We start from the raw sequence: 25,565 nt of genomic DNA, 5'->3' as shown, positions 1-25,565 counted from the left end.
TCATTAAAATAGTATAAGAACGCTTATACAATTATTTCAATTCTCTTAACACAACATAAAAAAATTCTATTCTCTATATATGAGGAGCCTTTTCAAAAGCAATGAACTAGAGTTTAATGGTCTTCAATTTAATTGTATAAAGGAGATTTTGATGTGATTAGAGCCGTTTTAATTGACAATGAACCTTTAGCTTTACACTATTTTCAAAACAAACTACAAAACTTTCAACAAATCGAGGTAATACAAACCTTTACGAGTGTAAAACTATTCCTAAATAACCTTCCTTCCATGGAATTCGAGGTTATATTTTTAGAGATTAAACTGGATGAACTGAATGGGCTTGAAGTAGCAGATATTATAAAAGCTAATCGCCCACATGTAAGTGTTATATTTATCACTTCTTACCGAGATTTTGCTATACAGGCATATGAAGTTGGTGGTCTTGATTACTTACTAAAACCAATTAGCCATGCGCGATTAGAAAAAACAGTTTTACGTATAGAGCATGAATTTTCTATGCAGCAATTAACACAACAAGCTTGCAATACATTGTTAAACGTTCAATGTTTCAATCAATTTGCTGTGTATAGCAAGAATAGCTTAGTATCTTTCAAAACTGAAAAGACGAAAGAATTATTTTCTTATTTCATCTTGCACCCAAACATGCCTATTCATCGTGATTATTTAATTGAAATTCTTTGGCCTGATTTAGATTATGTACGAGCTAAATCAAACCTACACACTGCGCTATCTTACTTAAGAAAGACTTTAAATAACGTAGGGTATTCAAACTGTATCATCTTTTCCAATAAATATTATGTTTTTGAAAAACCTAATATCTCATGTGATTTATATGAATTCCAACAATACTATAATGATTTTACTAAATTAGAGTTTCCACCAATCTTTTTAATCAATCAATGCCTTACTATCTATAAAAATGGTTTATTAATATTTGATGATTATGGATGGGCAACTACATATAAAGATAAGCTTTATAAATCATACATAGATTTATTAGAAAAAGGTTTTCAGGCTACTGTATTAACTGAAACTGCAACAGCCATTGAATATTTAAACACCCTGTTAGAGTACGATCCGTACAACGAACAAAAGCTTGAATACTACTTGCAAGTTCTAATGAATGCAGGTCATCATAAACAAGCACATAAAATTTTTTTAGCCTATGAGCAAAAATTAAAGGAGGACTTGGCACTTACACCAAGCCCAACTTTAATGGAACTTTCCAACAAATTATTTCAAAATAGATAACTCTTATTTCAACAAAAAACGACGGGCAACTACAAATTTGTAGGAACTCGCCGTTTACTATTTTTTATAGGTATGTTTTATTCATTCATTTCTACCTAACAGCCTAAATGCCACTGCCTTCAGTCAATCCATGCTTTACGGCATATAGAGCAGCCTGTGTACGGTCTTGCACCTGTAACTTCGTGAAAATATTAGAAATATGTGTTTTAACTGTTTTTTCAGTAACGAATAAAGAAGAAGCTATTTCTCGATTACTTTTCCCCTTTGTGAGCTCTGCAAGTACATCCTGCTCTCGAGGCGTTAATGGATTTAGCACATGTAGTGCATTTTCTGATTGTTGTCTATCCATTTCAAGTGTTGATGTTGCTTCAGGATGTAATGTATTCTCGCCTTGCATAATTCTACGAATCGATAAAACCAATTCATCTGGTTCGATATCCTTTAGCTGATAGCCTGCTGCTCCTGCCTCCATGGCTGGCACAACATGGTCTCGGTCAGAAAAACTAGTTAACATTAAAATTTGTATTTGTGGTAACTTAGCTTTAATACGCTTTGTTGCCTGAATACCATCCATTTCCGGCATAACCAAATCCATTAAAATTATATCTGGCTGTATACTTTCAGCTAATGCGATTGCTTCAATACCATTTTTAGCTTCTCCAACAACTTCAATATCTTTTTGCGTTTTTAAAAAAAATAATAATCCGCGACGGACTACATGGTGATCGTCTGCTATTAATACACGAATCATTTTCATTCCCTCCCTTAATATGGCAATCTGATTAACAGCTCCGTTCCTTTGCCAAGTTCACTAACCCAGTCAGCTGTGCCACCAACTGATTTTGCTCGGTCTTTAATCGACTGCAAGCCCATTGATAGCAACCTAGCATTTTTATCAATCACAAAGCCTCGTCCTTCGTCACGAATGACAAGCAAAATATCTGTTGCAGTTACAGTAATGTAAAGTGCCGCCTCTAACACGCCAGCATGTCGACGCACATTATTGAGGGCCTCCTGCGCTACACGAAATAACGTTTCTTCAATACGTGAAGGAAATTGCAACACACCAGAAACCGTTATTTGCAGCTTTAAGCCTAGCATTTCCGCATAGACTTTAATCGCCTCTAATAAACCATTTTCTAAGCCTTTGGGACGAAGCTGCCAAATAAGTGCACGCATTTCTGTTAAAGCATCCTGCGTTAAATGTTGAATCTCCTTAAATGTTTCCTTTACATCACTATCGTTGCTCATTTCAATCCCTGCTCTCGCCGTCAATGTAACTGAAAACAGCAACTGATTGACAGAATCATGTAAGTCACGTGCTAAACGATTTCGCTCCTTCACAAGTGCCATTTCCTGCTCCTGCTTGGTTAGTAAAATTCGTTTAATAGCGGAACCCATTTGAAAGGCAACCGATTCAAGTAAGGCTAGCTCCTCCTCTGAAAAACGTACCGTATCTTTTGATGCTACATTAAGAACCCCAAAGCGCTCCTGCCCCGATTGAAGTGGTACCGTTGCGTGATGGGTGATACCTGCGTGATCACCCACATCTGCCGCTATAGCACTTTCTATACGTTGACACTCGATAATATTAGAAGCCTTTTTTAGTTCTTCATTGCGGTATCGAGATACACACCAACAGCCACCTTTTTTCAAATAATGACAATTTTTAAATTCCAGTGCCTCTGGTAAATTCTCATGGACAACAAGCTCTGACCGCCCCTTAGCATCTATAAAAAAAATCCAACCTGTTTCAAAATTGGTTCCATTTAAAAATTTTACAAGGGCGCCTTTTAGCATCGTAACAATTTCTGTTTCCTCGTTTAATAGTTCAGCGATTTCTTTTAAAATACTGATATTCGAGTGCTCGTTCTCTCTCACAAAAACACCTCTTTTTTTTGGCGTTACTAATTTTAATGATAACATTTCCAAGTCAAAGGCGTCCGTTTCAGCCATTCATACTTTAGACTGAATTTCATTTGTTGGAAATAGATTGCACTATCCTTACTAGATAATTTACTTCTATATTCAGAACATCTATAATCGTACAAGTATAAGGTTACTAATAAGGAGAGTTTTAATATGTCTAAAAAACAAGAAAATGGCTTATTATTCATTTGGATTGTTTCTGTAGTTGCAACATTCGGGTCATTGTACTTTTCAGAAATCCGTCACTATGAGCCTTGTAAAATGTGTTGGATTCAACGTATTTTTATGTATCCAATTGTCATTATGACAACCATTGCTTTTATTCAAAAAAATGCTCGTATTGCTGTAACAACAGCCGTATTTGCCATTATCGGCGGTTGCGTATCACTATATCATTATGGTATTCAAAAACTAAGCTTTTTAGCGGATTCAGCCCCCTCTTGCGGTGCAGTATCTTGTACAGGCCAATACATTAACTGGCTTGGTTTCATCACAATTCCATTTTTAGCGCTAACAGCATTTATTTTAATTGCAGGGGCAAGCTTTTATTTAATGAAAACTGTAAAAGAAGGAAAATAATTAAATTGAGACTATCCCATTTGGGTATAGATGCTCCAAATTGAACTATGCTTTTGTAAATGATAAGTTGTCTACAAAAAAATTCGCGATACTCTTGTGTGACAGCGAACCAAGCGAGACCTGCAGATGCTTTAGACCTGTGTGGTTTGCTGATTGCCCACCAAAAGAGAGCGAATTTTTTTGCATCAAAATTTCATGAGTACGATTTAGGTAGAAAATAGATAAAGGGGCCTTTACACAGCCTTCTTTTCGACGGAGGAAGATAGATGTTTCATTACAAAATAAATGACAATAATTTGACGGTTGAGGAACTACTACGAAATCATTGGAAACTAGGAAAAAAACTAGTCCATGAATTACGGATGGCAAAGGCGGTCACAACAACGGATGGCGAGCCCCTGCAGTGGAAGGAACCATTACAAGCAGGAACAATGATAAAATTCACATTTCCTATCCCTTCTTCTAGCTATAAACCAACACCCGTGTGTGCGATTGATATTGTCTACGAAGACGACCACTGTTTGATTGTCTCTAAACCAAAAGGCATGGCGACACACCCAAATGATGCGCGTGATACACATACGTGCATGAACCATGTTATGGCGCACATAAAGGAGCAAGATGGTGTTTATGCGGAGCATGTTCATCGTCTTGACCAAGGTACACAGGGCTTATTACTTGTTGCCAAGCATCCACTTGCAAAATCGATATTTGACCGAATGATCGAAGAAAAAACAATCATTCGTACGTATGCTGCGGAGGTCCAAGGAAATCTGCGCTCTACTTCTGGCACTATTGCAGAATCTATCGGTAAGGACCGACACCATGCAACGAGACGAGTCGTGTCAAAAACAGGACAACATGCGGTTACTCACTATGAGGTTGTAGCACGCTATAAACATTCTTGTGTTGTTCACCTGATTCTCGAAACAGGACGAACGCATCAAATTCGTGTGCATATGGCACATATCGGTCATCCTATTATCGGTGATACGATGTACGATGCACGCGAAACAGCGAGTGGTGACTATGAACTACACGCCATACAATTAGAATTCGAACATCCATTTTTAAATAAGCGCATCGTAGTAAAGGATGAAAAACAGTAACACTTTTCTCAAACAAGAGCCAGTAATATCTTCAAGCTTTACTGGGAGTCACGATCGCTTCTACACAACAAAATATCTGTCTACGTTACACTTTTATGATGAAGAAGCTATCTCAAATGAAATTGGGATGGCTTTTTTCTTTTCAAATAGAAGTAACTATATGAACTCGTTGCTTTCCGCTATGGCGGACGCTTTTCGCGGGCACGGCTTCAGTCTCCTCGTCGCTACGCTCCTGCGGGGCCTTTTCGCTCATGCTGTTCCCGCAGAAGTCGCCGCCTTCGCTCCAATCAACTCGTGGTCTTAAAGTTGACAATCAAATATTTCTGTGCGAAGAATTTTGGTTAGCGCTGATAGCGTTTGTTTGGTGACTATTAAATAACAACATATCCCCCAAATCAATTCACTTATAATTCTAAAAAAGTATAAATATATGATTTAATAATTAACTCCCTAAATTTTACAGTAAATTTAATATTGATTTTCCATTATTGGTAATGACGATGGATTTTTTTCATGATAGAATAAAGTAAATTGTCAGTCATCTGACATATAATGAGGGAGGAATTCATTGATGAAATGGGTTAAAAGTATTGCAGCAACAACACTCGCTGCGAGTTTACTAGCTACACCAGGTTTTGCTGCAAAAGCTGAAGAAGCAACACCAACAGCTACGAAAGACGGTTTCAATTTAACAATTCTACACTCGAATGATACACACGCACACGTTGAAGCTGCACCACAACGCGCAACAAAGGTAAAAGAGCTACGTGCTGCAAATGCAAACTCTCTTTTATTAGATGCGGGTGACGTATTCTCTGGTACTCTATACTTCAATCAATTCACTGGAGAAGTTGATATGAAGTTAATGAACTTAATGGGCTATGATGCAATGGTATTTGGTAACCATGAGTTCGATTTAGGGTCAAGCCCTGAAGGACATGCTGCACTTGCGAAGTTTGTAAAAGGTGCTGATTTCCCATTGTTAGGAAGTAACTTGGATTTCTCAAAGGATTCCTTATTTGATGGCTTACAATCTCAAACAATTACAAAAGACTTCCAAAACGGTAAAATCTATAATGGTATTATTAAAGAAGTAGATGGTGAAAAAGTAGGTATTTTCGGTTTAACAACAGAAGAAACGCCATCCATTTCCAGTGTTGCCAATGTTCAATTTGCTAACTATATCGATTCTGCGAAAAAAGCAGTAGCAGAGTTTGAAAAGCAAGGTGTCAATAAAATTATTGCACTGACACACTTAGGTTTCGATGATTCAAAAGAATTTGATAATGACCAATTGCTAGCCTCTGCGGTAGAAGGTATCGACGTTATCGTAGGTGGACATACACATACAAAATTAGATAAAGCTGTAAAAGCTGATACGTCATTTAAAAACCCAACGATTATCGTACAAACAGGTCAATATAGCGAGAATTTAGGAGAGCTTGATCTAACTTTCAACGATAACGGCGCAGTTGTTGAATACTTTGGCCAATTACATGCATTAAATGATAAAGAAAATCCTGTAAAAGCTGACGCTGACGCAGCAGCATTATTAGCACCATATAGTGAAAAGATTGCTGCAGTTAAACAACAGTCTACAGGTAATACAGCGGTTTCAGTACTTGACGGAAAGCGTGGTCTATGGGGCGTTCGTGCTGGTGAAACAAACCTAGGTAACATCATCACGGACGGTATGCTTGCTGGTGCACAAAAAATTGACCCAGAAGTACAATTTGCCTTCCAAAATGGTGGCGGTATCCGTGCTAGCATTGACGCTGGGGACATTACTGTAGGTGAAGTCATGACTGTCATGCCATTCGGTAATGCACTAGGTATTGTAAAAATGACTGGTGCTGAAATCTATGAAATTGCTGAACATAGTGTGAAAGACTTCCCGAAAGAATTTGGAGGTTTCTTACACTTCTCTGGCTTACAAGTAGAATTTGACGGTAAGGCAGCAGCTGGTAAACGTGTCATATCTATTAAATTAAACGGTAAAGAACTTGATAAAGCCACTACTTACAAAGGTGCTACAAATACTTTCACTGCTAAAGGTGGCGATGGCTTCGAAACACTTGCAAAAGTATATGCTGACGGCCGTGTAAGTGAGCCAGGTACAATTGACTATGAAATGTTTATCGATCATTTAAATACGCTTAAAAAAGTTGATGCTAAAGTTGAAGGTCGTATTGTAGCAACTATTCCATTTACAGATATTGCAAAAGGGTCTGAAACAGAGGGCTACGTTCGTGATCTTTATTACCGTGATTTAACACAAGGTACATCAGCCACAACATATTCGCCAAACGCTAATTTAACACGTGCACAGGCCGCTTCATTCATCGCACGTGTGTTAAAACTTGAAGCAAAAGGTGAAGCTACATTCTCTGATATTACGAGTTTAGAAGTAGCTACACAAAAAGAGATTACAGCACTCGCAGAAGCTGGCATCGTACAAGGTCAAAATGGCAAATTCAATCCTACTGCCAAAGTAACTCGTTCTCAACTAGCATTAATGTTTGCACGTGCTTATAACTTGCAGCATGATGCGAAAACTGGTTTAACAGCTGATTTCAGCGATATTTCTAAATACAATACAGAAACGCAAAACGCTATTGCACTTATGCAAGAATTACAAATTGCTAGCGGTTCAAATGGCAAATTTATGCCTGGAAACAATGCTACGCGTGCACATATGGCTAAAATGCTCTCTAACTACATTCCTTATGTAAAAGAAGCAAAATAATTCTATACGAAAAACCCGCTTCTCCTACTAGAGAGCGGGTTTTTATCTTTATTCAAAAGTTATGTGACCATAATATGTGCGGAGTAGCATTCGTAACACATGCCTGTGAAAACCTTATCCTGCTGAACCAAAACGTCCATCGGTTGACACGGATTTTGATAATTTAAAAATCAAATTTAAAGTTATCTGGGTCTTGTCCAAAACGTTTGTTGAGATTCAATGAAGCCAGTTGAGTCATTTGAGCTTGCGTTAATTCAAAATCAAAAATCTGTGCATTTTCTTCGATACGACTCGGTGAAACCGATTTTGGAATAATAATCGTGCCATTTTGTAGATGCCAACGAAGGACTACCTGTGCAGCAGTCTTCCCTAAATCTTGACCAATTTCAAGAATTGTTGGATCATCAAGCACACCCCCACGACCAAGCGGTGACCATGCTGTGAGTGCAATATCATGCTTTGTACAATATGTCTTCAAAGTATTTTGTTGAAGATAAGGGTGCACCTCTACTTGATTGACCATTGGCGCAATATTTGCTTTTGCTAATAGTTTTTGTAAATGATGCTCATGGTGATTTGAGACACCTGTTGCACGAATTAATTTTTCATCATAAAGTCGTTCAATAGCTCTGTACGTTTCTTCAAATGTTTGTGGCACTGCCCAATGTGTTAAATATAAATCCAAATACTCCATATTTAACTTTTTCAATGACACTTCAAACGCACGTAACGTCGCATCGTAGCCTTGGTCATTATTCCAAACCTTCGTCGTGACAAAAATATCCTCCCGATTGACACCTGAGTGACGAATCGCTTCGCCTACCTCGACCTCATTGCCATATAATGATGCTGTATCAACCGCACGATAACCAACTTTAAGCGCATGATCGATTGCTTGCAATGTTTCTTCGCGTTCTGTCATTTTATATACACCTAAACCAAGACGCGGCATTTCTACACCGTTTGTTAATACTTTTGTTGATTGTAAATTCAAGAACTTCAGCCCCTTTCTTTTCCTAGTTCCATTATACAAAAAATTGGATTTAAGAAAATGGAGAAGTTCCCTTCTTCGAATATAGGATATATGAGAACCTTCGCTTCGTGGGTATTCTTCCTTGCTCCGCGGATAGTTCACCTTGTACAGTAAATTCCGATATTACGGCACCTTACTGTTTCTTGAATTTTTCTTCAGGTGCATCTACCTGAATTGGGTCTGTAATCCGATCATCCTCCGCAAGCTCTAAACCATCACGCATACGCTCCATTTGCTTGCCTAGCTCCTTCACCTCATCAAAATTACCTGCCATTGTACCATTCTCAATATTTGGAACTTTTTTATCCATTTTCATCACCTCATTTTTTAGTTTTCCCGAAATACTAACGACTGAACCATTTCTGACATATTTTATTGTGCATTGACGTTTTCTTTTCATAGTAGATAAGCTATACTTAGGGGAGATTTCTTTATAAACATGAGGAGGGTTCTTCCATGAGTTTATTATTAATTCTTGGTGTTACAGCTGCTTTCTTAGTTGCTATTTTCACGGCTGGTTACGAAGGCGACTACAAAGCGGACAAATAATACCTCAAGACAATCACTAAGTGTGTTCTACTGCTTAGTGATTTCTTATTTTATTAGAAGTGGCCATTATGGTTACTTCTTTTTTTATGGGGAAAGCTTAGGATGGCCTAGATTGTGACATAATTCCTTAACGACTTGGTATTAGGTGAAAACATAAATGCTTGACTTTAAGTACTATATAAAATAAACTTAGTTACATAAAGTAAGTTTATTATCAAAAATAACTTATAGTTGGAGGCACATTCTTATGCATTTTCATGAAAAACCAAACACATATGTTACAAATGTCGAAATCAAAGTAAGTGATTTACATCGTTCATTAAAATATTATCAAGATATTATTGGTTTTAAAGTTCTAGAAGTAGGGTCACATGAGGCGACTTTATCTGCTGATGGCAAAACTGCACTGCTGACAATTGTACAGCCAGAAACAGTTGAAGAAAAAACGAGTTTAACAACAGGGCTGTATCATTTTGCCTTACTGTTACCAACACGCCGTGATTTAGCAAATATTATTAGTCATTTCCGTAATTCGGGTGTTTATTTTGGTGCATCTGACCACGATGTGAGTGAAGCCCTTTATTTACGAGATCCAGATGAAAACGGTATTGAAGTATATACAGACCATCCTGAAAGTGATTGGACTTGGCAATTCGATCAAGTTCATATGGTGACAGAACCACTTAATATTTCAGCCATATTGGCGGAAGGTACCGGCGAATGGCAAGGACTTCCTGCTGGCACAGTTATGGGACATATACATTTATCGGTTTCCAGTTTAAGTGCAGCAGAGGAATTTTACACAAAAGGCTTAGGATTTGATATCGTAACACGCTATGGTGGTCAGGCATTATTTATCTCAACAGGTCGCTATCATCATCATATTGGTCTAAATACTTGGTATTCTGAGGACGCCCCAAAACTTGGTGAAAATCAGGTCGGCTTAAAAACATACACCCTTCGATTAGATAACGACAAACAACTAGCTAAAATGAAAGAAAACTTACATGCTATGGGGGCAACTATTGTTGATATTGAAGGTGGCTTCCAAACAGAAGATCCTGCTGGCAATGTTGTGCTACTGAAATTTTAATCTATCCGTCACTTTTAGAGTTCTATCCGTCACTTTCGGGATTCTATCCGTCACTTTTAGAGTTCTATCTGTCACTTTCGGGATTCTATCCGTCACTTCCATATTCCCCAAGAAAAAAAGCAGTTCTCCTCATGAGAACTGCTTTTTTAATGTAACCCTGGGTAACCTTGCTGTCTCAAAGCTTCATAAATAACAATCGCGGCTGTATTCGATAAATTCAAGGAGCGAATATGTTCACTTTGAGGAATACGCAGACACATATCGCGACGTTCATATGCAAAATCCTTTGGCAAGCCTGTCGTTTCTTTGCCAAACATAAAGTATATGTCACGTTCCTGATCACTAAAATCATGTGTTGTAAACGGCTCTTCACTATACGTTTCAATTAAATATAGATCACCGTTTTTCGATACTTCAATAAAATCCTCAAGTGAATCATGATACACAACATTGACACTATGCCAGTAATCTAATCCGGCACGTTTAAGCATTTTATCGTCTGTTGAAAAGCCCAGGGGACGAATTAAATGCAGAGAGGTATTCGTCCCAGCACAGGTACGTGCAATATTGCCTGTATTTGCTGGAATCTCTGGTTGATATAAAACGATATGCAGTGGCATAACGGTACACTTCCTTAGCTAAAAAATTGTAAACCTTTATTAATTTCAACGAGTACTTCATCGTCTTGTTCCGTGCCCTTCGCAGCGAGTAATGCTCTTTCTGCCTGTTCCCCGCCAATTTTCCCTAATGCCCATGCCGCTGTTCCTCGGATAACAGGACGTTCATCTTTTTCAAGAAGCGACACTAAATCAGGCACAGCGATTTCTTCTTTAAAATGCGCTAGAGCCAAAATGGCATTGCGTTGAATAGGCTTCTTACCACGCCATGAGCCTGAAACATGTCCAAATTTGTCTTTAAAATCACGGTTAGAAATGGTCAAAAGTGGTACAAGTAACGGCTTTGCGATTTCTGGATTTGGCTTAAACTCTTCGTGAATCCAGTTAATCTTCCCTTTGTTTTTTGGGCACACTGTTTGGCATGTATCACAGCCGTACAAACGATTACCAATATGGCTACGAAATTCATCGGGCAAAGTTCCCTTCGTCTGCGTTAAAAAAGCAATACAACGCTGTGAATCAAGTTGTCCCCCCGCTATTAACGCGCCTGTTGGGCAAACATCTAAGCATAAGCGGCAATCCCCACATTCATCTTCCATCGCTGTATCCGGGGCAAATGGAAGATTTGTAATGATCTCTCCTAAATACACATATGAACCAAACTCCGGCGTAATAATAGAGCAATTTTTCCCGCTCCAACCAATACCCGCACGCTCTGCAACCGCCCTGTCTACAAGTGCGCCTGTATCAACCATTGACTCTATACGCACACCCTCTACTCGTTCTTCGAGCCATGCTGATAATAGTTTCAAACGCTCTCTTAACGCTGTATGATAATCGACACCCCAAGAAGCTCTACAAAAAATACCACGTCTTGAGCCTTTTTTTCCAACAGGTGCATCCTGCATACGTGATGGATACGCTACCGCTATGGCAACTATGCTTTCTGCTCCTGCTAATAGTTGAAATGGCTCAGTACGTTTTTCAATATCGCTTTCTTCAAAGCCTGACTGATAGCCAAGCTCTTGCTGACGACGCAGTCGATTTTTTAATTCTGTAAATGGAGCTGCCGTTGTAAAGCCAATTTTATCAACGCCAATGGACATTGCATACGCCACAAATTCACGTTGTAGGTCATGTATGTTCATTTTATTTCCAACTCCTTACATGTTACAATAATAGAAATAGTTAAAGTAGGTGATGAATTATGAAAGTGTCACTCAATCCAACTCTCAATACACAACATCCTGAACTGAAAATCGGCATTATTCATTATACCAAAATTGTCGTAACACAATCGCCCCAAATGATTAAGGGACGAATGCAATTGTATCAGGAAAATCTATTTTTAGAAATGCAGGAGACTTCTGTTACAGAACGAGCTGGTATCGCAGAATGGCGACAACTATGGAAAAAGCTTGGTGCTGATCCAAACCGCTATCGTCACTCGGCAGAAAGCTTAATGCGTCGTATCAGTAAACAAAATTATTTAACACCATTCCAATCTGGTATTGATTTAAATAATTTCTTCTCCTTGCAATATGAAATTCCAATCGGCCTATATGATATAGCTTTTCTTAAAGGAAATGTTGAAATCGCACTTGGCAACGAAGAAACAGGGTATGAAGGCTTGAACGGCCGCTTTAATTCGCTAAATAATATCCTCTATAGTTGTGACGAGGAAGGTGCATTCGGTTCGCCATTCGTCGATTCAAGACGAACGGCTGTCTCAGAGACAACGATAGATGCTTTACAAATCTTCTACCTCCGTCCATCACTTTGTGAAAGTCAATCCGAAGAGCTTCTTGCCTCTGCAGGAAAAATGTTCAATCAAATTCATGGTGGCGACTATAAAACAACGCTATTAACAAATGCAGCACCATCTACTACACTATAAAGAGGACGTGTTCACATGATAAATCTTGCAGAAGCTGTTAAATTGAAAAGCATTTTAACAAAAAAAACCCAGGAACTTATGGGCGAATTGCACCGTAGTGCCTTTGTAACAGTCGAAAAGGGACAAGCTCCAAAAACGAGCAATCGAGCCATGACTGTTATTGAATCTGAGCTAGCGCAGGTACGTCTCGATGTGCGTACATTAGATCGGCTTGTATATGAAGCCAATATTAAAAACACAGTAGACTTTAAAGATCAACAATTAGCGCTGGTCGAGGCAATTGAACTTGCGACACAGCTTCGAGCTGAAGCAGAGCTTTGCAAGCACTTTAGTACGCATGAAAAAGAAAGTGTACGCATGGGCTATGGTGAAAGCACGATGCTTTATGAAATTGCTATGTACGAACCCGATGAATACCGTGAACGTGCTCTTAAACTCGATAAAGAAGCACATAAACTTTCCAATTTAATTAATGCCAAAAATTATAGCGTAGCACTGAACTTTGACGATTCTCGTTATTTCTAAGCTCCAGTCGGTGAGATGGAGATACAGTTACGGAAGTTAAATGAATGCTATAGTTGGGGCAAGTTTTATCCTTAAAGATTGAAGCTATTTGCTCCAATCTTTTTCATTTGTAGATCTCCAGAAGTATTATTCCCTCTTTTCTTCACACTGCGAGTTTTTAAAACTGTAATTATTCGTTGAAATACAAAAAAAGCATCCGTTTAGAGATGCTTTTTTGTTCTAGTTCGTTAAATCATAATTAATTTCATATGTTCCTAAATCTAAATCAGCAAGAAGAAAAGTTACATTATAATTAGAATCAGTATATGTATGAGTGTCTTTCTCTTCATCTATAGCTTTATCAAATTCCACTTCATTTTTATCTAAATTCAATCCTATTGCATCAATAATTGACATAGCAGCTAATAATCCTTCTTCCCATTCATCTCCCTCTTCACTTACTTCGTTTATTGGGCTTCCTTCTACAGAGATATTATAGCCAACTAATTTTTTATCCTCATTATATTTAGCGACTATTTTATAATGACCCTTATATTTTTTAAAATCTGTTTCCAATAGGATTTGCGACAAAATATTTTCCTCTTTATTTAGTTCACTAGTTATTGGTTCTGGAATCTTCTCTAATTCTATTGGTTCTTCTGTATCCTGTTTATATACATCAACTCTGACATTGTATTTTTTAACAAACTTTTCTATTGTAGCTTTTGATTCAGGATCAACCTCTTCATATTTTACAGGAACAACTTTCTCTTCCTTTACGATCTCTTCTTTTTTTACATTTTCCTCTTTGTTCTTTTCTGTTCCCTCACCAGAACACCCAACTAGCATTATGGCTAGTAATACTAATAAAACTTTCTTCATTACATTATTCCCTCCGAATGCATACCATTAAAAATATACGTTATTTGATCTAGCGAAATACAATTATAATACAAATAGTTTATAAATTAACATTTCACTTACTGCGATTACAATTTTGCCAAATTAAGGGTTACATTTCCACCATTATCTTTCGCCATTTTTCGACACCTTTGGTTATATAAAGAATTCGCATTACGCATAGACTATCTTAGACGGGTATTATGAACGTCTTTCAAAAGCTCGAATTCTGTCGAAGAAAATAATTAAATGTACTTAAAAAGTCGAGTCTCCTCGACTTCTCTTAATGTTTGCAGATTACATAAGAAATTTAGGGCACGGAAATCAAGCAAACAACATTGAATACCTACACAAAAATGTCACTGAAAAATCAAAAGAGAAAGCTGCTCAAAAGTTTGCAGCATACATGAATTGAGGGCAAAATTTTGAGCATTGGATAATTTGGATTGTGGCTAATGGCTGTTTTCCTAAATTGAATAGTTTTACGTGTTCTTTGAAATGGTAATGATTGTAACAATAAAAATGTTGTTAAAATTAATAAAAATTTATTGTAAAACAATAAACTACATGTTAAATTCAAATTGACAATAAATAAGTGAGGTGCTTTTTATGAAACGAGTATCAACACTCTTTTTAAAGTTAGCTGTTATACTTATGGGAATCCCCGTCCTTGCTTTGTGCATATTTTTGGTGCCTGAGATAGCGAGTTTTGCAGCACAATTGTATCCGGATATGGCTTATATAAAATATCTCATTTTCATCAATTTGTATGCAACAGCGATTCCTTTTTACCTTGCTCTGTATCAAGCATTTAGACTTTTAAGCTACATTGACAAGAATATCGCTTTCTCGGATTTATCTGTAAGAGCTTTAAAAAATATAAAATACTGTGCAATCACAATCAGTATCTTGTATGTATTAGGTATGCCACTCTTCTATCTCATGGCGGAGATGGACGATGCGCCAGGTATCATACTAATTGGAATGGTCATGATTTTTGCTTCAATTGTGATTACAGTCTTTGCTGCTGTTCTTCAAAAGCTATTACAAAATGCCATCGAAATAAAATCAGAAAATGATTTAACGGTCTGAGGTGAATAATATGGCAATTATAATCAATATCGATGTGATGCTGGCAAAAAGGAAAATGAGTGTAACAGAACTTTCTGAGAGGATTGGAATAACACTGGCTAACCTTTCTATATTGAAAAATGGCAAGGCAAAAGCAATTAGGCTTTCAACATTAGAAGCAATTTGTAAGGCATTAGAATGCCAACCCGGGGATATTTTAGAGTACAAATTTGAAGAAGATAGTTAAAATACTTGGGAAATACGGATTGATTCAAAGTTGTTTGCAATATAGATGTTTTTGGGCGTCTTTCTCTGCAAGGACTAGAAATTATTGTGCACAGGGGCTTTCGTTAAATTAGCAACAAGCTTTAGTGAAAACAGCCTAAAGTTGGCAACATATATTTAAGTATATTTCTAAATATATGATAGTAGTTATTTTAGCGATATTATGTATTCATTCAGTACTAATAAGTATATAAACACTACATTATGGGGTGCTTCACAACCGAATATTCAATCATTTGACAGAAAGATTAATCTACCATCACAAAAAAAGCTGCAAATATATTGCAGCTTTTAGCTTAACAATTGCTAACAATTATCAGCAACGTAAATGTCGAAAGCGTAAAAAGATGAAAGGCGGCTCTCGCATCGGTCTGTGTATGTCCAATCTGTTCTTTAACAGGTTACTAAGCATCACGTTTTCTTTGAAATACTTAGTGCTCTGAAGAAGTCGATTAATGTGTTGCTGCATAGAAGGCTTTAAACGACGTGCACGTCGTTTCTTTTTGTTAGGGTTGCTACCGCAGTTGTGCCACCGTAATGGCAGACACTTTAATCGTCTGATGTTGCGGTGGTGTTTTTGGTTCAATAAACAACGTTGAGTAATACGCATCCGCAATGGCAATCAAGTAAATTACAAGAAGTAATTGTTTCATTCAATGGTTCAAAAATTCATTTCTCCCTTTTTTCAGTTCTATCATTTCAGATTGTCTAGCTTATAATACGATTGATACGAAAAAAGGTTTCATATTAAAAGGAAAATATGAACACTACCTTTTTTGGTTAGAAGCACCATGAATATTCAGCTCGTCATTTGAATCCATTGCATGAAATATGTTTTCAAGCATGCTGATAATTCAAGGCTTTTCATACCATCTGAAACTGTATACAATAGATTTATGGAGTTGGTGAGACTCCATACCAAGTTGGGTGTGCTGTTTTTCGAAATCCTACATTTAAGTAGATAACTTTAGTAAACCAATGACATGTGACCTGTTACTTTATGACCGATGACCAATTACCAACTATAGGCAAAGGTATAAAAACAATTTGCAATCAGAAGACTAATTCGAAAACACCACCCAATAAACTCTCTTACACCCAGTGTGTAAGAGAGTTTTTTATGTCTAGTTTGCCCCTAGCAAGGACAGAATGTATGTAATCCAAAGAAAAGGGGTAATACAATGACCAAGCAAAATGATTCACATCTTAAAAATGACGAGACATTAACAAATCGCCAAGGCCACCCTATTACCAACAATCAAAATCTACGAACTGTCAGTAATCGCGGACCTGCCACACTTGAGAATTATGATTTTTTGGAGAAAATAAGTCACTTTGACCGAGAACGTATTCCAGAACGTGTTGTACATGCTCGTGGCGCTGGTGCTCATGGCTATTTTGAAACATATGGTGTAGTGGGCAATGATCCTATTTCTAAGTATACAAGGGCTAAAGTTTTTCAAAATAAGGGGAAGCAAACACCAGTTTTTGTTCGCTTTTCAACGGTTATTCATGGAGGACATTCACCTGAAACCCTTCGTGATCCGCGCGGTTTTGCAGTGAAGTTTTATACAGAGGACGGCAACTGGGATTTAGTCGGTAATAATTTAAAAATTTTCTTTATTCGCGATGCTATGAAATTCCCTGATATGATTCATGCTTTCAAGCCTGATCCTATTACAAATATTCAAGATGTTGAACGCTTTTTTGATTTCTGTGCGAGTTCACCGGAATCTTTCCATATGGTGACATTTGTTTACTCACCTTGGGGCATTCCAGCCAATTATCGAATGATGCAGGGCTCTGGCGTTAATACGTATAAATGGGTAAATAATGATGGCAAAGCTGTACTTGTCAAATATCATTGGGAGCCAGTACAAGGCATTAAAAATTTAACACAAAAAGAAGCAGAAGAAATTCAAATGAAGAATTTCAATCATGCAACGCAAGATTTATATGATGCAATTGCACATGGTGATTACCCTGAGTGGGAGTTAAATGTACAAATTATGGAGGATGGGCCACATCCTGAGCTTGATTTTGATCCTCTAGATGATACAAAGCTTTGGCCAAACGACAAATTCCCATGGTACCCCGTCGGTAAAATGGTATTAAATAAAAATCCTGAAGACTATTTTGCAGAGGTTGAGCAGGCAACTTTCGGTACCGGTGTCCTAGTGGATGGTCTCGATTTCTCCGATGATAAAATGTTACAGGGACGAACATTTTCTTATTCTGACACACAGCGTCATCGAGTCGGAGCAAATTATTTACAACTGCCCATTAATGCACCAAAGAAACGGGTAGCAACCAATCAAAATGGTGGTCAAATGCTGTATAAGAGAGATTTAGCACCAGGGCAAAATCCACATATCAACTATGAGCCTTCCATGTTAAATGGCTTAAAGGAAGCATCACAAACAGCTAAAGAATATACACCACTTATTGAAGGCCATCTCGTACGTGAATCGATTAATCGCCAAAATAACACAAAACAAGCTGGTGAAACATATCGTAATTTTGAGCAATGGGAGCGAGACGAACTATTAGAAAATCTAACTCGCGATTTATCGAGTTGCAATATTTCTATCCAACAAGCAATGATTGCCCTTGCACAAGAAGCGGATGAAGAATATGGTCGCTTATTAAAAGACGGCTTGGAAAAGGCACAAAAAGATTCTTCGACTGCACGACCTCTTGGTAATATCGACGGAGAAGATGCGCCTAACGATGCCATTAAAAAAGGGCATAATGCTGAGCCTTATTAAAGAAACAAAGCGTTCTGCACATTAAAACCTGCAGAACGCTTCTTTTATTTAATGTACTCCTGGTAAAATCCTTAAAACTTTTTCCTGTGCGTCTAAAATTGCATCTACCCCTAATGGTATGGCAATATTCGTTATTTCATGTCCAATTTTAAAGCCAGCTACTACAGGAACACCTAAATCAGCAAAGTACTCTTTCATTAACGTTAGAAGTGCCGCTTCATCTGCTCCTGTTTGCGTAAAGGAACCAATCACAACACCTGCTAACTGTTCAAGCTTTCGAGCTTGCTTTAATTGCTGAAGCATTGAATCAATACGAGGAATAGACTCAGTTATATCTTCTATCAATAAAATTTTACCATCTGTATGAACTTCAAACTTCGTGCCTAGCGTACTTACGAGTCGACGTAGGTTTCCTCCTATTATTTGACCGCGTGTAACACCTGACGTAATTGTCGTTAATGGTGAAATCATTTCAGTATATTGTACTTCCATCGGTGTAAAGAGCTGTAAAAACATTCTTTTTGATATATCGTCCATTTTACTTGCAGCCATTAGCATCGGTCCATGGAAGGTTACTAAATCTGCAAATTCATGAATCGCACAATGCAAATATGTAAGATCAGAGAAGCCCCAGAAAATTTTTGGATTTTCTACTAATAGGTCATAATCTATCTTTGCCGCAATACGAGCAGAACCATAGCCGCCCTTTACGCAAAAAATCGCCTTCACTTCAGGATCTTTCACCATCGCATGGAAGTCTGCCAGCCGCTCCTCATCACTTCCAGCTAAATAATCATGCTTGGCATTTATTGTATCCCCTATTTTATAGCGAAGATCCAATTCGTCTAGAAAGGCTAATGCTTCCCCAAGCTTTTCTGGCTCAACAAGGCTAGATAATGCTACAAGTCCAACTGTATCACCTTTGACCAAACGTGGTACTGTATTTTTCACAATAACCCCTCCTATTCTTTCCTCTATTCTAGCATATGTATAACATTGCATCATTGATTATTCATAGTATGAGTGCCTATCACTGATGGTAGTATTCTTACTATTTCATTGGACTTTGACGCAATTGCCATAGGACCTGTGTCATCCTGCATCACTTTTATTCTGTGTACGTAAAAGGCTATAAGTTGTTCTCCATTTAAGCTTACTATCACTGAAAAAAGTCAAAAGAGTTTTTTATCATGAAAATACCACCATTTGCATTATTACTGCTTGCGACACTTTTATGGGGTTTTTGGTGGACTAACCGTTGTAGCAGGTGTTTTATTGACTAGTAAAAAAATGCGTAGACTTCAAATTATATGAAGTCTACGCTTATTTTTCTTATTTTGTACCACCATAAATAACCGTTACATTCGGGTGATTTAATAACTGACTAGCTGGGAATTCTTCCGTCACAACACCACTTTGTAACTTTTCAATTGCCTCTAACTTTTTCTCACCAAATGCAATCAATACAATTGCCTTGGCATTCATAATAGATTGAATACCCATGGTGATGGCTTGTGTCGGTACGTCGGCCGGATCATCAAAATAAATGGCATTTTCAGTTCGTGTAGATGCTGTTAATTCCACAATATGCGTTAATGATGCAAACGGCGTGCCAGGCTCATTAAAGCCAATATGTCCATTGACACCAATACCTAATAGCTGCAAATCAATTCCACCAGCATCTGCTATACGCGCATCATAGGCAACACATTCGGCCGCTAAATCCACTACTTTACCATTTGGCAAATGAATATTTTCCTCGTTAATATCCACATGATTAAATAAATTCTCATGCATAAATGTCCAGTAACTAGCTGGACTAGATTGATCTAGACCTACATATTCATCTAGGTTAAATGTTTTGATATCTTTAAAAGAAAAATCTCCAGCTTGTTGTCGTTTGACTAATTCCTTATACATCCCGACTGGCGAGCCACCAGTAGCAAGTCCTAAAATACTTGCTGGCTTTACTTTCAATTGCTCAGTAAAAATATTTGCTGCCACTGTGCTCATTTCATCATACGAATTTACTTCTATCCATTTCATTGTGCTTATCATCCATATACCTACCTTACAATCATTTTTATTAACTAAAATGGAAAATAATTTACTAATTAGTAGCTAATATATTAATTTTACAAGTTATCTACTTACTTTTCTATTATTTTCTCTAGCAATCTTTATGCGTGTATTCTTTTGGCAATTCGGTTATGTTAAATAGTAAGGAAGTGAGGCGATTTTTATAAATTCACAAATACAGCAGTATTTACAACATATAAAATTTCAAGGATCTTTAGAGCCATCAGTTAAACTTTTAGGGCTCTTGCAAACATGCCATCTCCATACAATTCCATATGAAAATTTAGATGTAACGTTGAAACATAGTATCTCCTTCGCTATCCCCGATCTTTTTCATAAAATTATTGATGATAAACGCGGAGGCAACTGCTTTGAGCTAAATATACTATTCAGCTGGCTACTGCGAGAACTCGGTTTTTCTGTTACAAATCGCTATGCACAATTTTGGCGCAATATCGAAGCCGATACACCTTCTGAAGATGTCCCTATGCATCAGCTACTTATTGTCACTTTTGACGGTGTACAATATATTTCTGACGTTGGTGTAGGTGCACTAGCTCCCTGTAAGCCAGTTCCTTTAATTACAGGTCATCAGCATCGTGAAGGCAATGAGCTTTACAAAATTGAGTGGAGTGAAACATATGGCTGGATGTTTTATGAGCAAACTTCACATAATTGGCGTTTACTCTATTGCTTTACCAATGATGCTAACGATGCGCAATTTGCCCCACGGCTTTCTAAACAAGCTAATAAAATTGCGATGATTCGCACCCCACGTGGCCGACATACAATGCTCAACAATGAATTTCGAATATACGAAGGTCAATCCCTAACAACGTATACAACACATAGCGACAAAGAGTGGTTGCAAGCACTGAAACGTTATTTTCATATTTCACTTTTCTAAATAAGGATGCTGCGGATAAATGCATCCTTATTCGTATTAATTTTTCGTACGCTTTAGTAACTCATAAATAACTTCCTCGCCATGAAGCTCCTTAACTAAGCCGATACCATCAACAAAGTAATAGGTTTTCACTACATCACTATAGACAAATTTTTCTTCTAAAATAGCTACCTTTTTATAGTTAACACCGCCAGCACGGACCGTCCCATCTGTCATTTTCACTGTTATTCGGTTACCACCTACAGGTCCATCATCCTGTTCGTGTACAATCACACCAATTCGTAGAGGTAATCCTATAAATAAATCATAATGCTTGCTAAAGTCTGCAGCAATTGCTTGTCCATAAACAGTTTCATTGCCGTACAGCAGTTCATCGTTAAATGGCTCTTTGTTGGTCATATTGGTAACCGTCCATACGTCGTTTTTATTATCGTTATGGCTATATTGGTAATTTAATGTATACCTAATATCCTTATCAGGCGAATAAAATGCATACGTGTATACATACGCAGGATCCTTTAAGAGACTCACTTTCGAAAGCGTTAATGCACGTGCCATAAATGCTGAAAAATGTGCACGTGTTAGCGATAAATTTGGCTTAAATGAACCGTCTTGATAACCCCTTGTAATATTATTATTCGCAACCGCTAAAATTTCCTTATAACCAATTGTCTTCTCTGTAACATCTGTAAAATGATACGAGTTTGAACCTTTTAGTTTAAATGCCCTTTGTAAAACAATCGCCATTTCCCCTCTAGAAAGAGTACCACCTGGATTAAACTTCTTGGTTGAATCAAAAATCCCAGCATTTTGGGTAGCCGCAATTTCTTTATAATAAGTATGTGTCATTGGTACATCCTGGTATCTTGGGTTCTTTACGTTCGCTGTCTTCAATCCCAGCGCACGAGTTAACATTACAGCAACTTGTGCCTTTGTAACATAATCATTCGGTTTAAACATACCATTAGGATATCCCTTGATAATTCCCTTCTCTACTAAATAATCAATTTCTGTTATTAACACATTGTCCGACGATACGTCTGTAAAGCTTGCAGCTGCATAAACCGGTTGAATTTGTAATATCCAGACAAAAAGCACAGCCACACACAGCATCTTACTAATCTTATTCATGTCATTCCCCCTATTTTTCTTTCATCCTTGTTATCCTATTCACCAAAAACAGTAATTAGATATACTCCCTCAAAATCGCATAAAAATAACTGTCTCTTTTATCATCCTCGATGATTAACTGAAATCCCCCTCATCTATTTGTTTTCATTACCCATTCTCCATTACTTTTACGCCTATAAAAAAACATTTGAATTCACATATTTACTTGTGCTATACAAATAAAAAAACCTCTACTAGATATGTAGAGGCATTCTATCAAAGCATTTACTATTTTTTGATTTCACTAGTTATTTCTTTTGAATTAATCCTAAACCCAGTCCAGTAGGATCAACCAGGTATGCAAGATAAAAATCATCTAATTCCATTTTATCTCGGACTATTATAGCACCATTAGCATTCAAATAGCATCATCCATTGAATCAACTTCAATTTGAATACGTGTTCCATAAGGTTAATCATGTGGTCCCTTACCAATACCCCATTAATGCCATCCTTCTTGTTGTAACTGCCCAATAATCCCAATGAGGCTCAGCAATTTCCCAGTTAAACACTTTAGCATAAAATTCTGCTGCTTTTTTTGGATACTGACTATTTAGTTCGAATCTAATTACTCTTCCATATTTTGTAGCACAAATTTAATAATGCTATAGCTTCTATAGAACACCCTTTCCTAAAGGAAGTATTGCTTAATAAGTTTGAAAATTTATGCATTACTTTCATCATGAATTTGCTACTAGCGCAATCATTAATAACGTCTTGCCACAATTTATAGAAAGAACGTTTGAGCTTGAACCATAAAAATACACGGTAATTTATAGTTTTCCCATCAACCCTTTACGTGACTGTAATTCGATTTTGCAATCACAATCTTCACAGGAAAATTTCCCTTTCATATTTTGTTTGTACAAATTATATTTCTTTGTTCCTTCAACAACTTCAAAAATTTGCTTACAAAAAATGCAGTGAAGTGAGTAACTAATCATAGTACTTCCCCCTTTAATTTGTGCGAAGCCGCTTTAGCGTACAGGACAAAAAATAATGCCACGGACAATAAAATACTAAAAACACCAAAGACAATTGCAGTCATTTGTAGATTGAAGCATTGTGCAAACAGGCCTAACAGTAAAGTAAACAAAATCTGTAAGACACTTTGAAAAATATTAGCGACACTTCCAAAGCGCCCCATCAATTCAGGTGGTACACTTTGCTGATAAAATGTGTCATAACCCGCATTACTAAATGCCATAAAGAAACCTAATGCAACAAAACTTACAACTGCCATCCAACTAGTGGTCGAAGCATAAAATGTAGTATAAAATACCATTGTCATTAGTAGTCCCACTGCAATATATGAGCGAAGCGACCATTTCTTTGCGAAACTTGCTGCCACAATCCCACCTACAATAGATCCTACACCCGCAATACTTACGATTGTTCCATATAAGCCATCAGATAAAGCTAAATCCTTCTTAATGAATGTTGCTTCCTGAGAATCAAGAGCAAATGCAATCATTAGGCTACACTGGAACAGCAAATAGATTTTCAAAAATAGACCATTTTTCCGTATAAAGAATACTACTGCTAAATAATCACTTTTTAGCATGCGCCAAGTAACACGTTGTTGCAAAGTCTCTGCAGTGTCATCTACATCAGGCAATGAATAAATGACAAAAGCACAAACAAAAAATGTGAAACTATTGATCCAAATAGCTATCGTGGTATTAAACAGCATAATCAGCACGCCAGCTAATGCTGGTCCAACTAAGAATGACCCTGAATTAAACGTACCTAACAATGCATTAAAGCGTTGTTTATCCTCCATTGAAACATATTTCGTAATATAATAAGTACTACTCGGTCCAAAAAAACTACTCGCAATATTAGCTAAAAATAACAACGCATAAATTAGCCAAATTGACTCCATAAATGGTAGAAAAAAAACGATACTTCCTCGTACGATGTCACTTAAAATCATTATCTTCCTTTTATTCGTGCGATCAATGATAGAGCCTGCAATAAAGCTCGTTAAAACCCTAGCAATAGGGCCAACTATAAAAATCCCTGCCATTGCAGCTGGTGATGCTGTTAAATGCCAGACAAATAAATTTAGTGCTACAAGGTAAATCCAATTTCCCAAATAAGAAAATCCAAATCCTCCTATTAACAAACCATATTTACGAGCCATGTCCATCCAACGTCCCCCTATAAGGTACTATTCATTATTAATCGACCTTTTCACTGCCAAAAAAGCTCGTTCTTAACATTGACTTGCTGACTTATTGACATATAGTGTTTTATAAAGTTCTGCAAATAATGGTACAAAGAATAAAACTAACGAAAAATATTCTTAAATAACCAAGATTTTTGTAACTACTTCGTTCATTACTTAGACCTTTAACACTATATATTATCAAAATATTCCATCTATTTATTATGTGTGTTTACATGAAAAGACCATCTAAATAATTGAAGTCTCCCACATGAAGGAATGCCGGTTTTAATCATTTATTACAACTTGAATTTATCGGCTTTCGACATATTACCAGGGTAATTCCATTATGTTCCATTGTAAGTTTTTATTCAATATCTTTATCAAATTGTGTCAATTTCATAATTCACTTTCATTTCAATAAAGGCGAATATGATTAAAGAAAATAAATAATTGTTCCTATCAAATAGGTATATTCCGCTACAGGCGGACGCTTTCCACGGGCAAGCACCGAGCCCATTCCATCGGTTCGCTCAGTCTAAAGTCTCGGTTCGCTTGCTTTTCCAGCTGGAGTAGCCTCCTTACGCTCCTACCAAAATGATCTTGTTTCTATATAGAAAAACTATTTATGAAATGAATTCACTTGTATGATTAAAGTAGTCGAGCAATCTTATCAAAATTATTTAAATTAACTCCATATCTAAAAGTTTAAAATAATTTAACTTCCTATTGTTCTTTAAATCAAAAAAACACCCACAAACGCTGTATTTCAACGTCTGTGGGTGTTTTTCATTTTTACTCGAGTGAACTAATTTGTTCAATTGATACCGGTGGTCGGGGTCGAACCGACACTCCAAAGGAACACGATTTTGAGTCGTGAAAAGAGT

The 25,565-nt window shown here is 37.1% G+C and carries 24 protein-coding genes; 11 read left to right on the top strand and 13 right to left on the bottom strand.

The annotated features are described in order from the left end of the window. The first annotated feature begins 153 nt into the window (after positions 1-153). Entirely contained in the window at positions 154-1,272 is a 1,119-nt protein-coding gene (locus tag H131_RS01690) for a response regulator (RefSeq protein ID WP_010857312.1), read from the top strand. Positions 1,273-1,375: 103 nt separating this feature from the next. On the opposite strand, the gene H131_RS01685 is transcribed toward H131_RS01690, so the two are convergent. Further along, positions 1,376-2,023, bottom strand: a complete 648-nt coding sequence (locus H131_RS01685; protein ID WP_010857311.1) for a response regulator — start codon at positions 2,021-2,023, stop codon at positions 1,376-1,378. Between the two features lie 14 nt (positions 2,024-2,037). Next, positions 2,038-3,153 (bottom strand): GAF domain-containing sensor histidine kinase, encoded by a 1,116-nt coding sequence (locus H131_RS01680; protein WP_036130920.1) that lies wholly within the window; start codon positions 3,151-3,153, stop codon positions 2,038-2,040. Positions 3,154-3,354: 201 nt separating this feature from the next. Here H131_RS01680 and H131_RS01675 point away from each other — a divergent pair, with 201 nt between their 5' ends. From H131_RS01675 to H131_RS01665, 3 genes are all read left to right on the top strand, one after another. Continuing rightward, positions 3,355-3,780 carry a disulfide formation protein C gene (locus tag H131_RS01675; RefSeq protein ID WP_010857309.1) on the top strand — a complete coding sequence of 142 codons (426 nt, stop codon included), beginning with the start codon at positions 3,355-3,357 and terminating at the stop codon, positions 3,778-3,780. A gap of 266 nt (positions 3,781-4,046) precedes the next feature. Continuing rightward, positions 4,047-4,889, top strand: a complete 843-nt coding sequence (locus H131_RS01670; protein ID WP_010857308.1) for an RluA family pseudouridine synthase — start codon at positions 4,047-4,049, stop codon at positions 4,887-4,889. Between the two features lie 571 nt (positions 4,890-5,460). Continuing rightward, positions 5,461-7,635: a 5'-nucleotidase C-terminal domain-containing protein gene (locus H131_RS01665; protein WP_010857306.1), complete on the top strand. Its 2,175-nt coding sequence runs from the start codon at positions 5,461-5,463 to the stop codon at positions 7,633-7,635. A 163-nt stretch (positions 7,636-7,798) separates the two neighbouring features. On the opposite strand, the gene H131_RS01660 is transcribed toward H131_RS01665, so the two are convergent. Both H131_RS01660 and H131_RS24895 read right to left on the bottom strand, forming a co-directional pair. Next, the gene (locus H131_RS01660) at positions 7,799-8,629 is read right to left on the bottom strand and encodes an aldo/keto reductase (protein ID WP_010857305.1); all 831 of its coding nucleotides are present in this window, start codon (positions 8,627-8,629) and stop codon (positions 7,799-7,801) included. A gap of 172 nt (positions 8,630-8,801) precedes the next feature. Further along, entirely contained in the window at positions 8,802-8,978 is a 177-nt protein-coding gene (locus tag H131_RS24895) for a hypothetical protein (RefSeq protein WP_010857304.1), read from the bottom strand. A gap of 486 nt (positions 8,979-9,464) precedes the next feature. Between H131_RS24895 and H131_RS01655 the strand changes: the two genes are divergently transcribed. Then, positions 9,465-10,310, top strand: coding sequence for a VOC family protein (locus tag H131_RS01655; RefSeq protein WP_010857303.1), 846 nt, complete (start codon positions 9,465-9,467; stop codon positions 10,308-10,310). A gap of 146 nt (positions 10,311-10,456) precedes the next feature. Here the strand turns inward: H131_RS01655 and trmL are convergent, their stop codons facing one another. Together trmL and queG are read right to left on the bottom strand one after the other, a co-directional pair. Continuing rightward, positions 10,457-10,930 (bottom strand): tRNA (uridine(34)/cytosine(34)/5-carboxymethylaminomethyluridine(34)-2'-O)-methyltransferase TrmL, encoded by a 474-nt coding sequence (gene trmL, locus H131_RS01650; protein ID WP_010857302.1) that lies wholly within the window; start codon positions 10,928-10,930, stop codon positions 10,457-10,459. Positions 10,931-10,944: 14 nt separating this feature from the next. Beyond that, the gene (queG, locus tag H131_RS01645; protein ID WP_010857301.1) at positions 10,945-12,075 is read right to left on the bottom strand and encodes a tRNA epoxyqueuosine(34) reductase QueG; all 1,131 of its coding nucleotides are present in this window, start codon (positions 12,073-12,075) and stop codon (positions 10,945-10,947) included. A gap of 59 nt (positions 12,076-12,134) precedes the next feature. On the opposite strand from queG, the gene H131_RS01640 reads away from it, so the two are divergent. Together H131_RS01640 and H131_RS01635 are read left to right on the top strand one after the other, a co-directional pair. Beyond that, positions 12,135-12,824 (top strand): B3/B4 domain-containing protein, encoded by a 690-nt coding sequence (locus H131_RS01640; RefSeq protein ID WP_010857300.1) that lies wholly within the window; start codon positions 12,135-12,137, stop codon positions 12,822-12,824. Between the two features lie 15 nt (positions 12,825-12,839). Next, on the top strand, positions 12,840-13,349 hold the full coding sequence (locus tag H131_RS01635; protein WP_010857299.1) for a hypothetical protein: 510 nt from the start codon (positions 12,840-12,842) through the stop codon (positions 13,347-13,349). Between the two features lie 219 nt (positions 13,350-13,568). On the opposite strand, the gene H131_RS01630 is transcribed toward H131_RS01635, so the two are convergent. Continuing rightward, positions 13,569-14,210: a hypothetical protein gene (locus tag H131_RS01630; RefSeq protein WP_010857298.1), complete on the bottom strand. Its 642-nt coding sequence runs from the start codon at positions 14,208-14,210 to the stop codon at positions 13,569-13,571. A 627-nt stretch (positions 14,211-14,837) separates the two neighbouring features. On the opposite strand from H131_RS01630, the gene H131_RS01625 reads away from it, so the two are divergent. Together H131_RS01625 and H131_RS01620 are read left to right on the top strand one after the other, a co-directional pair. Continuing rightward, a complete protein-coding gene (locus H131_RS01625; RefSeq protein ID WP_010857297.1) occupies positions 14,838-15,320 on the top strand; it encodes a DUF2975 domain-containing protein in 483 nt (160 codons plus the stop codon). A gap of 10 nt (positions 15,321-15,330) precedes the next feature. Continuing rightward, entirely contained in the window at positions 15,331-15,546 is a 216-nt protein-coding gene (locus H131_RS01620; protein ID WP_010857296.1) for a helix-turn-helix domain-containing protein, read from the top strand. Positions 15,547-16,099: 553 nt separating this feature from the next. Here H131_RS01620 and H131_RS24185 read toward each other — a convergent pair. Further along, complete coding sequence (locus H131_RS24185) at positions 16,100-16,237, bottom strand: hypothetical protein (RefSeq protein WP_010857295.1); 138 nt, start codon at positions 16,235-16,237, stop codon at positions 16,100-16,102. Positions 16,238-16,765: 528 nt separating this feature from the next. Here H131_RS24185 and H131_RS01615 point away from each other — a divergent pair. Continuing rightward, positions 16,766-18,352 carry a catalase gene (locus tag H131_RS01615; RefSeq protein ID WP_010857294.1) on the top strand — a complete coding sequence of 529 codons (1,587 nt, stop codon included), beginning with the start codon at positions 16,766-16,768 and terminating at the stop codon, positions 18,350-18,352. 48 nt (positions 18,353-18,400) lie between these two features. On the opposite strand, the gene H131_RS01610 is transcribed toward H131_RS01615, so the two are convergent. Continuing rightward, complete coding sequence (locus H131_RS01610; RefSeq protein WP_010857293.1) at positions 18,401-19,303, bottom strand: S66 peptidase family protein; 903 nt, start codon at positions 19,301-19,303, stop codon at positions 18,401-18,403. A gap of 381 nt (positions 19,304-19,684) precedes the next feature. Then, positions 19,685-20,398, bottom strand: coding sequence for a glucosamine-6-phosphate deaminase (gene nagB, locus H131_RS01605; protein WP_010857292.1), 714 nt, complete (start codon positions 20,396-20,398; stop codon positions 19,685-19,687). Between the two features lie 190 nt (positions 20,399-20,588). On the opposite strand from nagB, the gene H131_RS01600 reads away from it, so the two are divergent. Further along, positions 20,589-21,338 carry an arylamine N-acetyltransferase family protein gene (locus H131_RS01600; protein ID WP_329600442.1) on the top strand — a complete coding sequence of 250 codons (750 nt, stop codon included), beginning with the start codon at positions 20,589-20,591 and terminating at the stop codon, positions 21,336-21,338. A gap of 36 nt (positions 21,339-21,374) precedes the next feature. On the opposite strand, the gene H131_RS01595 is transcribed toward H131_RS01600, so the two are convergent. The 3 genes from H131_RS01595 to H131_RS01585 all read right to left on the bottom strand — a co-directional run bounded on the left by H131_RS01595 (position 21,375) and on the right by H131_RS01585 (position 24,660). Beyond that, positions 21,375-22,469 carry an S-layer homology domain-containing protein gene (locus tag H131_RS01595; RefSeq protein ID WP_010857290.1) on the bottom strand — a complete coding sequence of 365 codons (1,095 nt, stop codon included), beginning with the start codon at positions 22,467-22,469 and terminating at the stop codon, positions 21,375-21,377. Between the two features lie 812 nt (positions 22,470-23,281). Then, positions 23,282-23,452: a hypothetical protein gene (locus tag H131_RS24890; protein WP_196228852.1), complete on the bottom strand. Its 171-nt coding sequence runs from the start codon at positions 23,450-23,452 to the stop codon at positions 23,282-23,284. After that, the gene (locus H131_RS01585) at positions 23,449-24,660 is read right to left on the bottom strand and encodes an MFS transporter (RefSeq protein WP_010857288.1); all 1,212 of its coding nucleotides are present in this window, start codon (positions 24,658-24,660) and stop codon (positions 23,449-23,451) included. Before H131_RS01585 ends, H131_RS24890 begins: the two co-directional genes overlap by 4 nt. Between the last annotated feature and the right edge of the window lie 905 nt (positions 24,661-25,565).

This window comes from Lysinibacillus sphaericus OT4b.31 (assembly GCF_000392615.1).
GTDB lineage: Bacteria > Bacillota > Bacilli > Bacillales_A > Planococcaceae > Lysinibacillus > Lysinibacillus sphaericus_B.
Note: the sequence above shows the minus strand (reverse complement) of the source record. Positions and strands in the feature narration are given on the sequence as shown.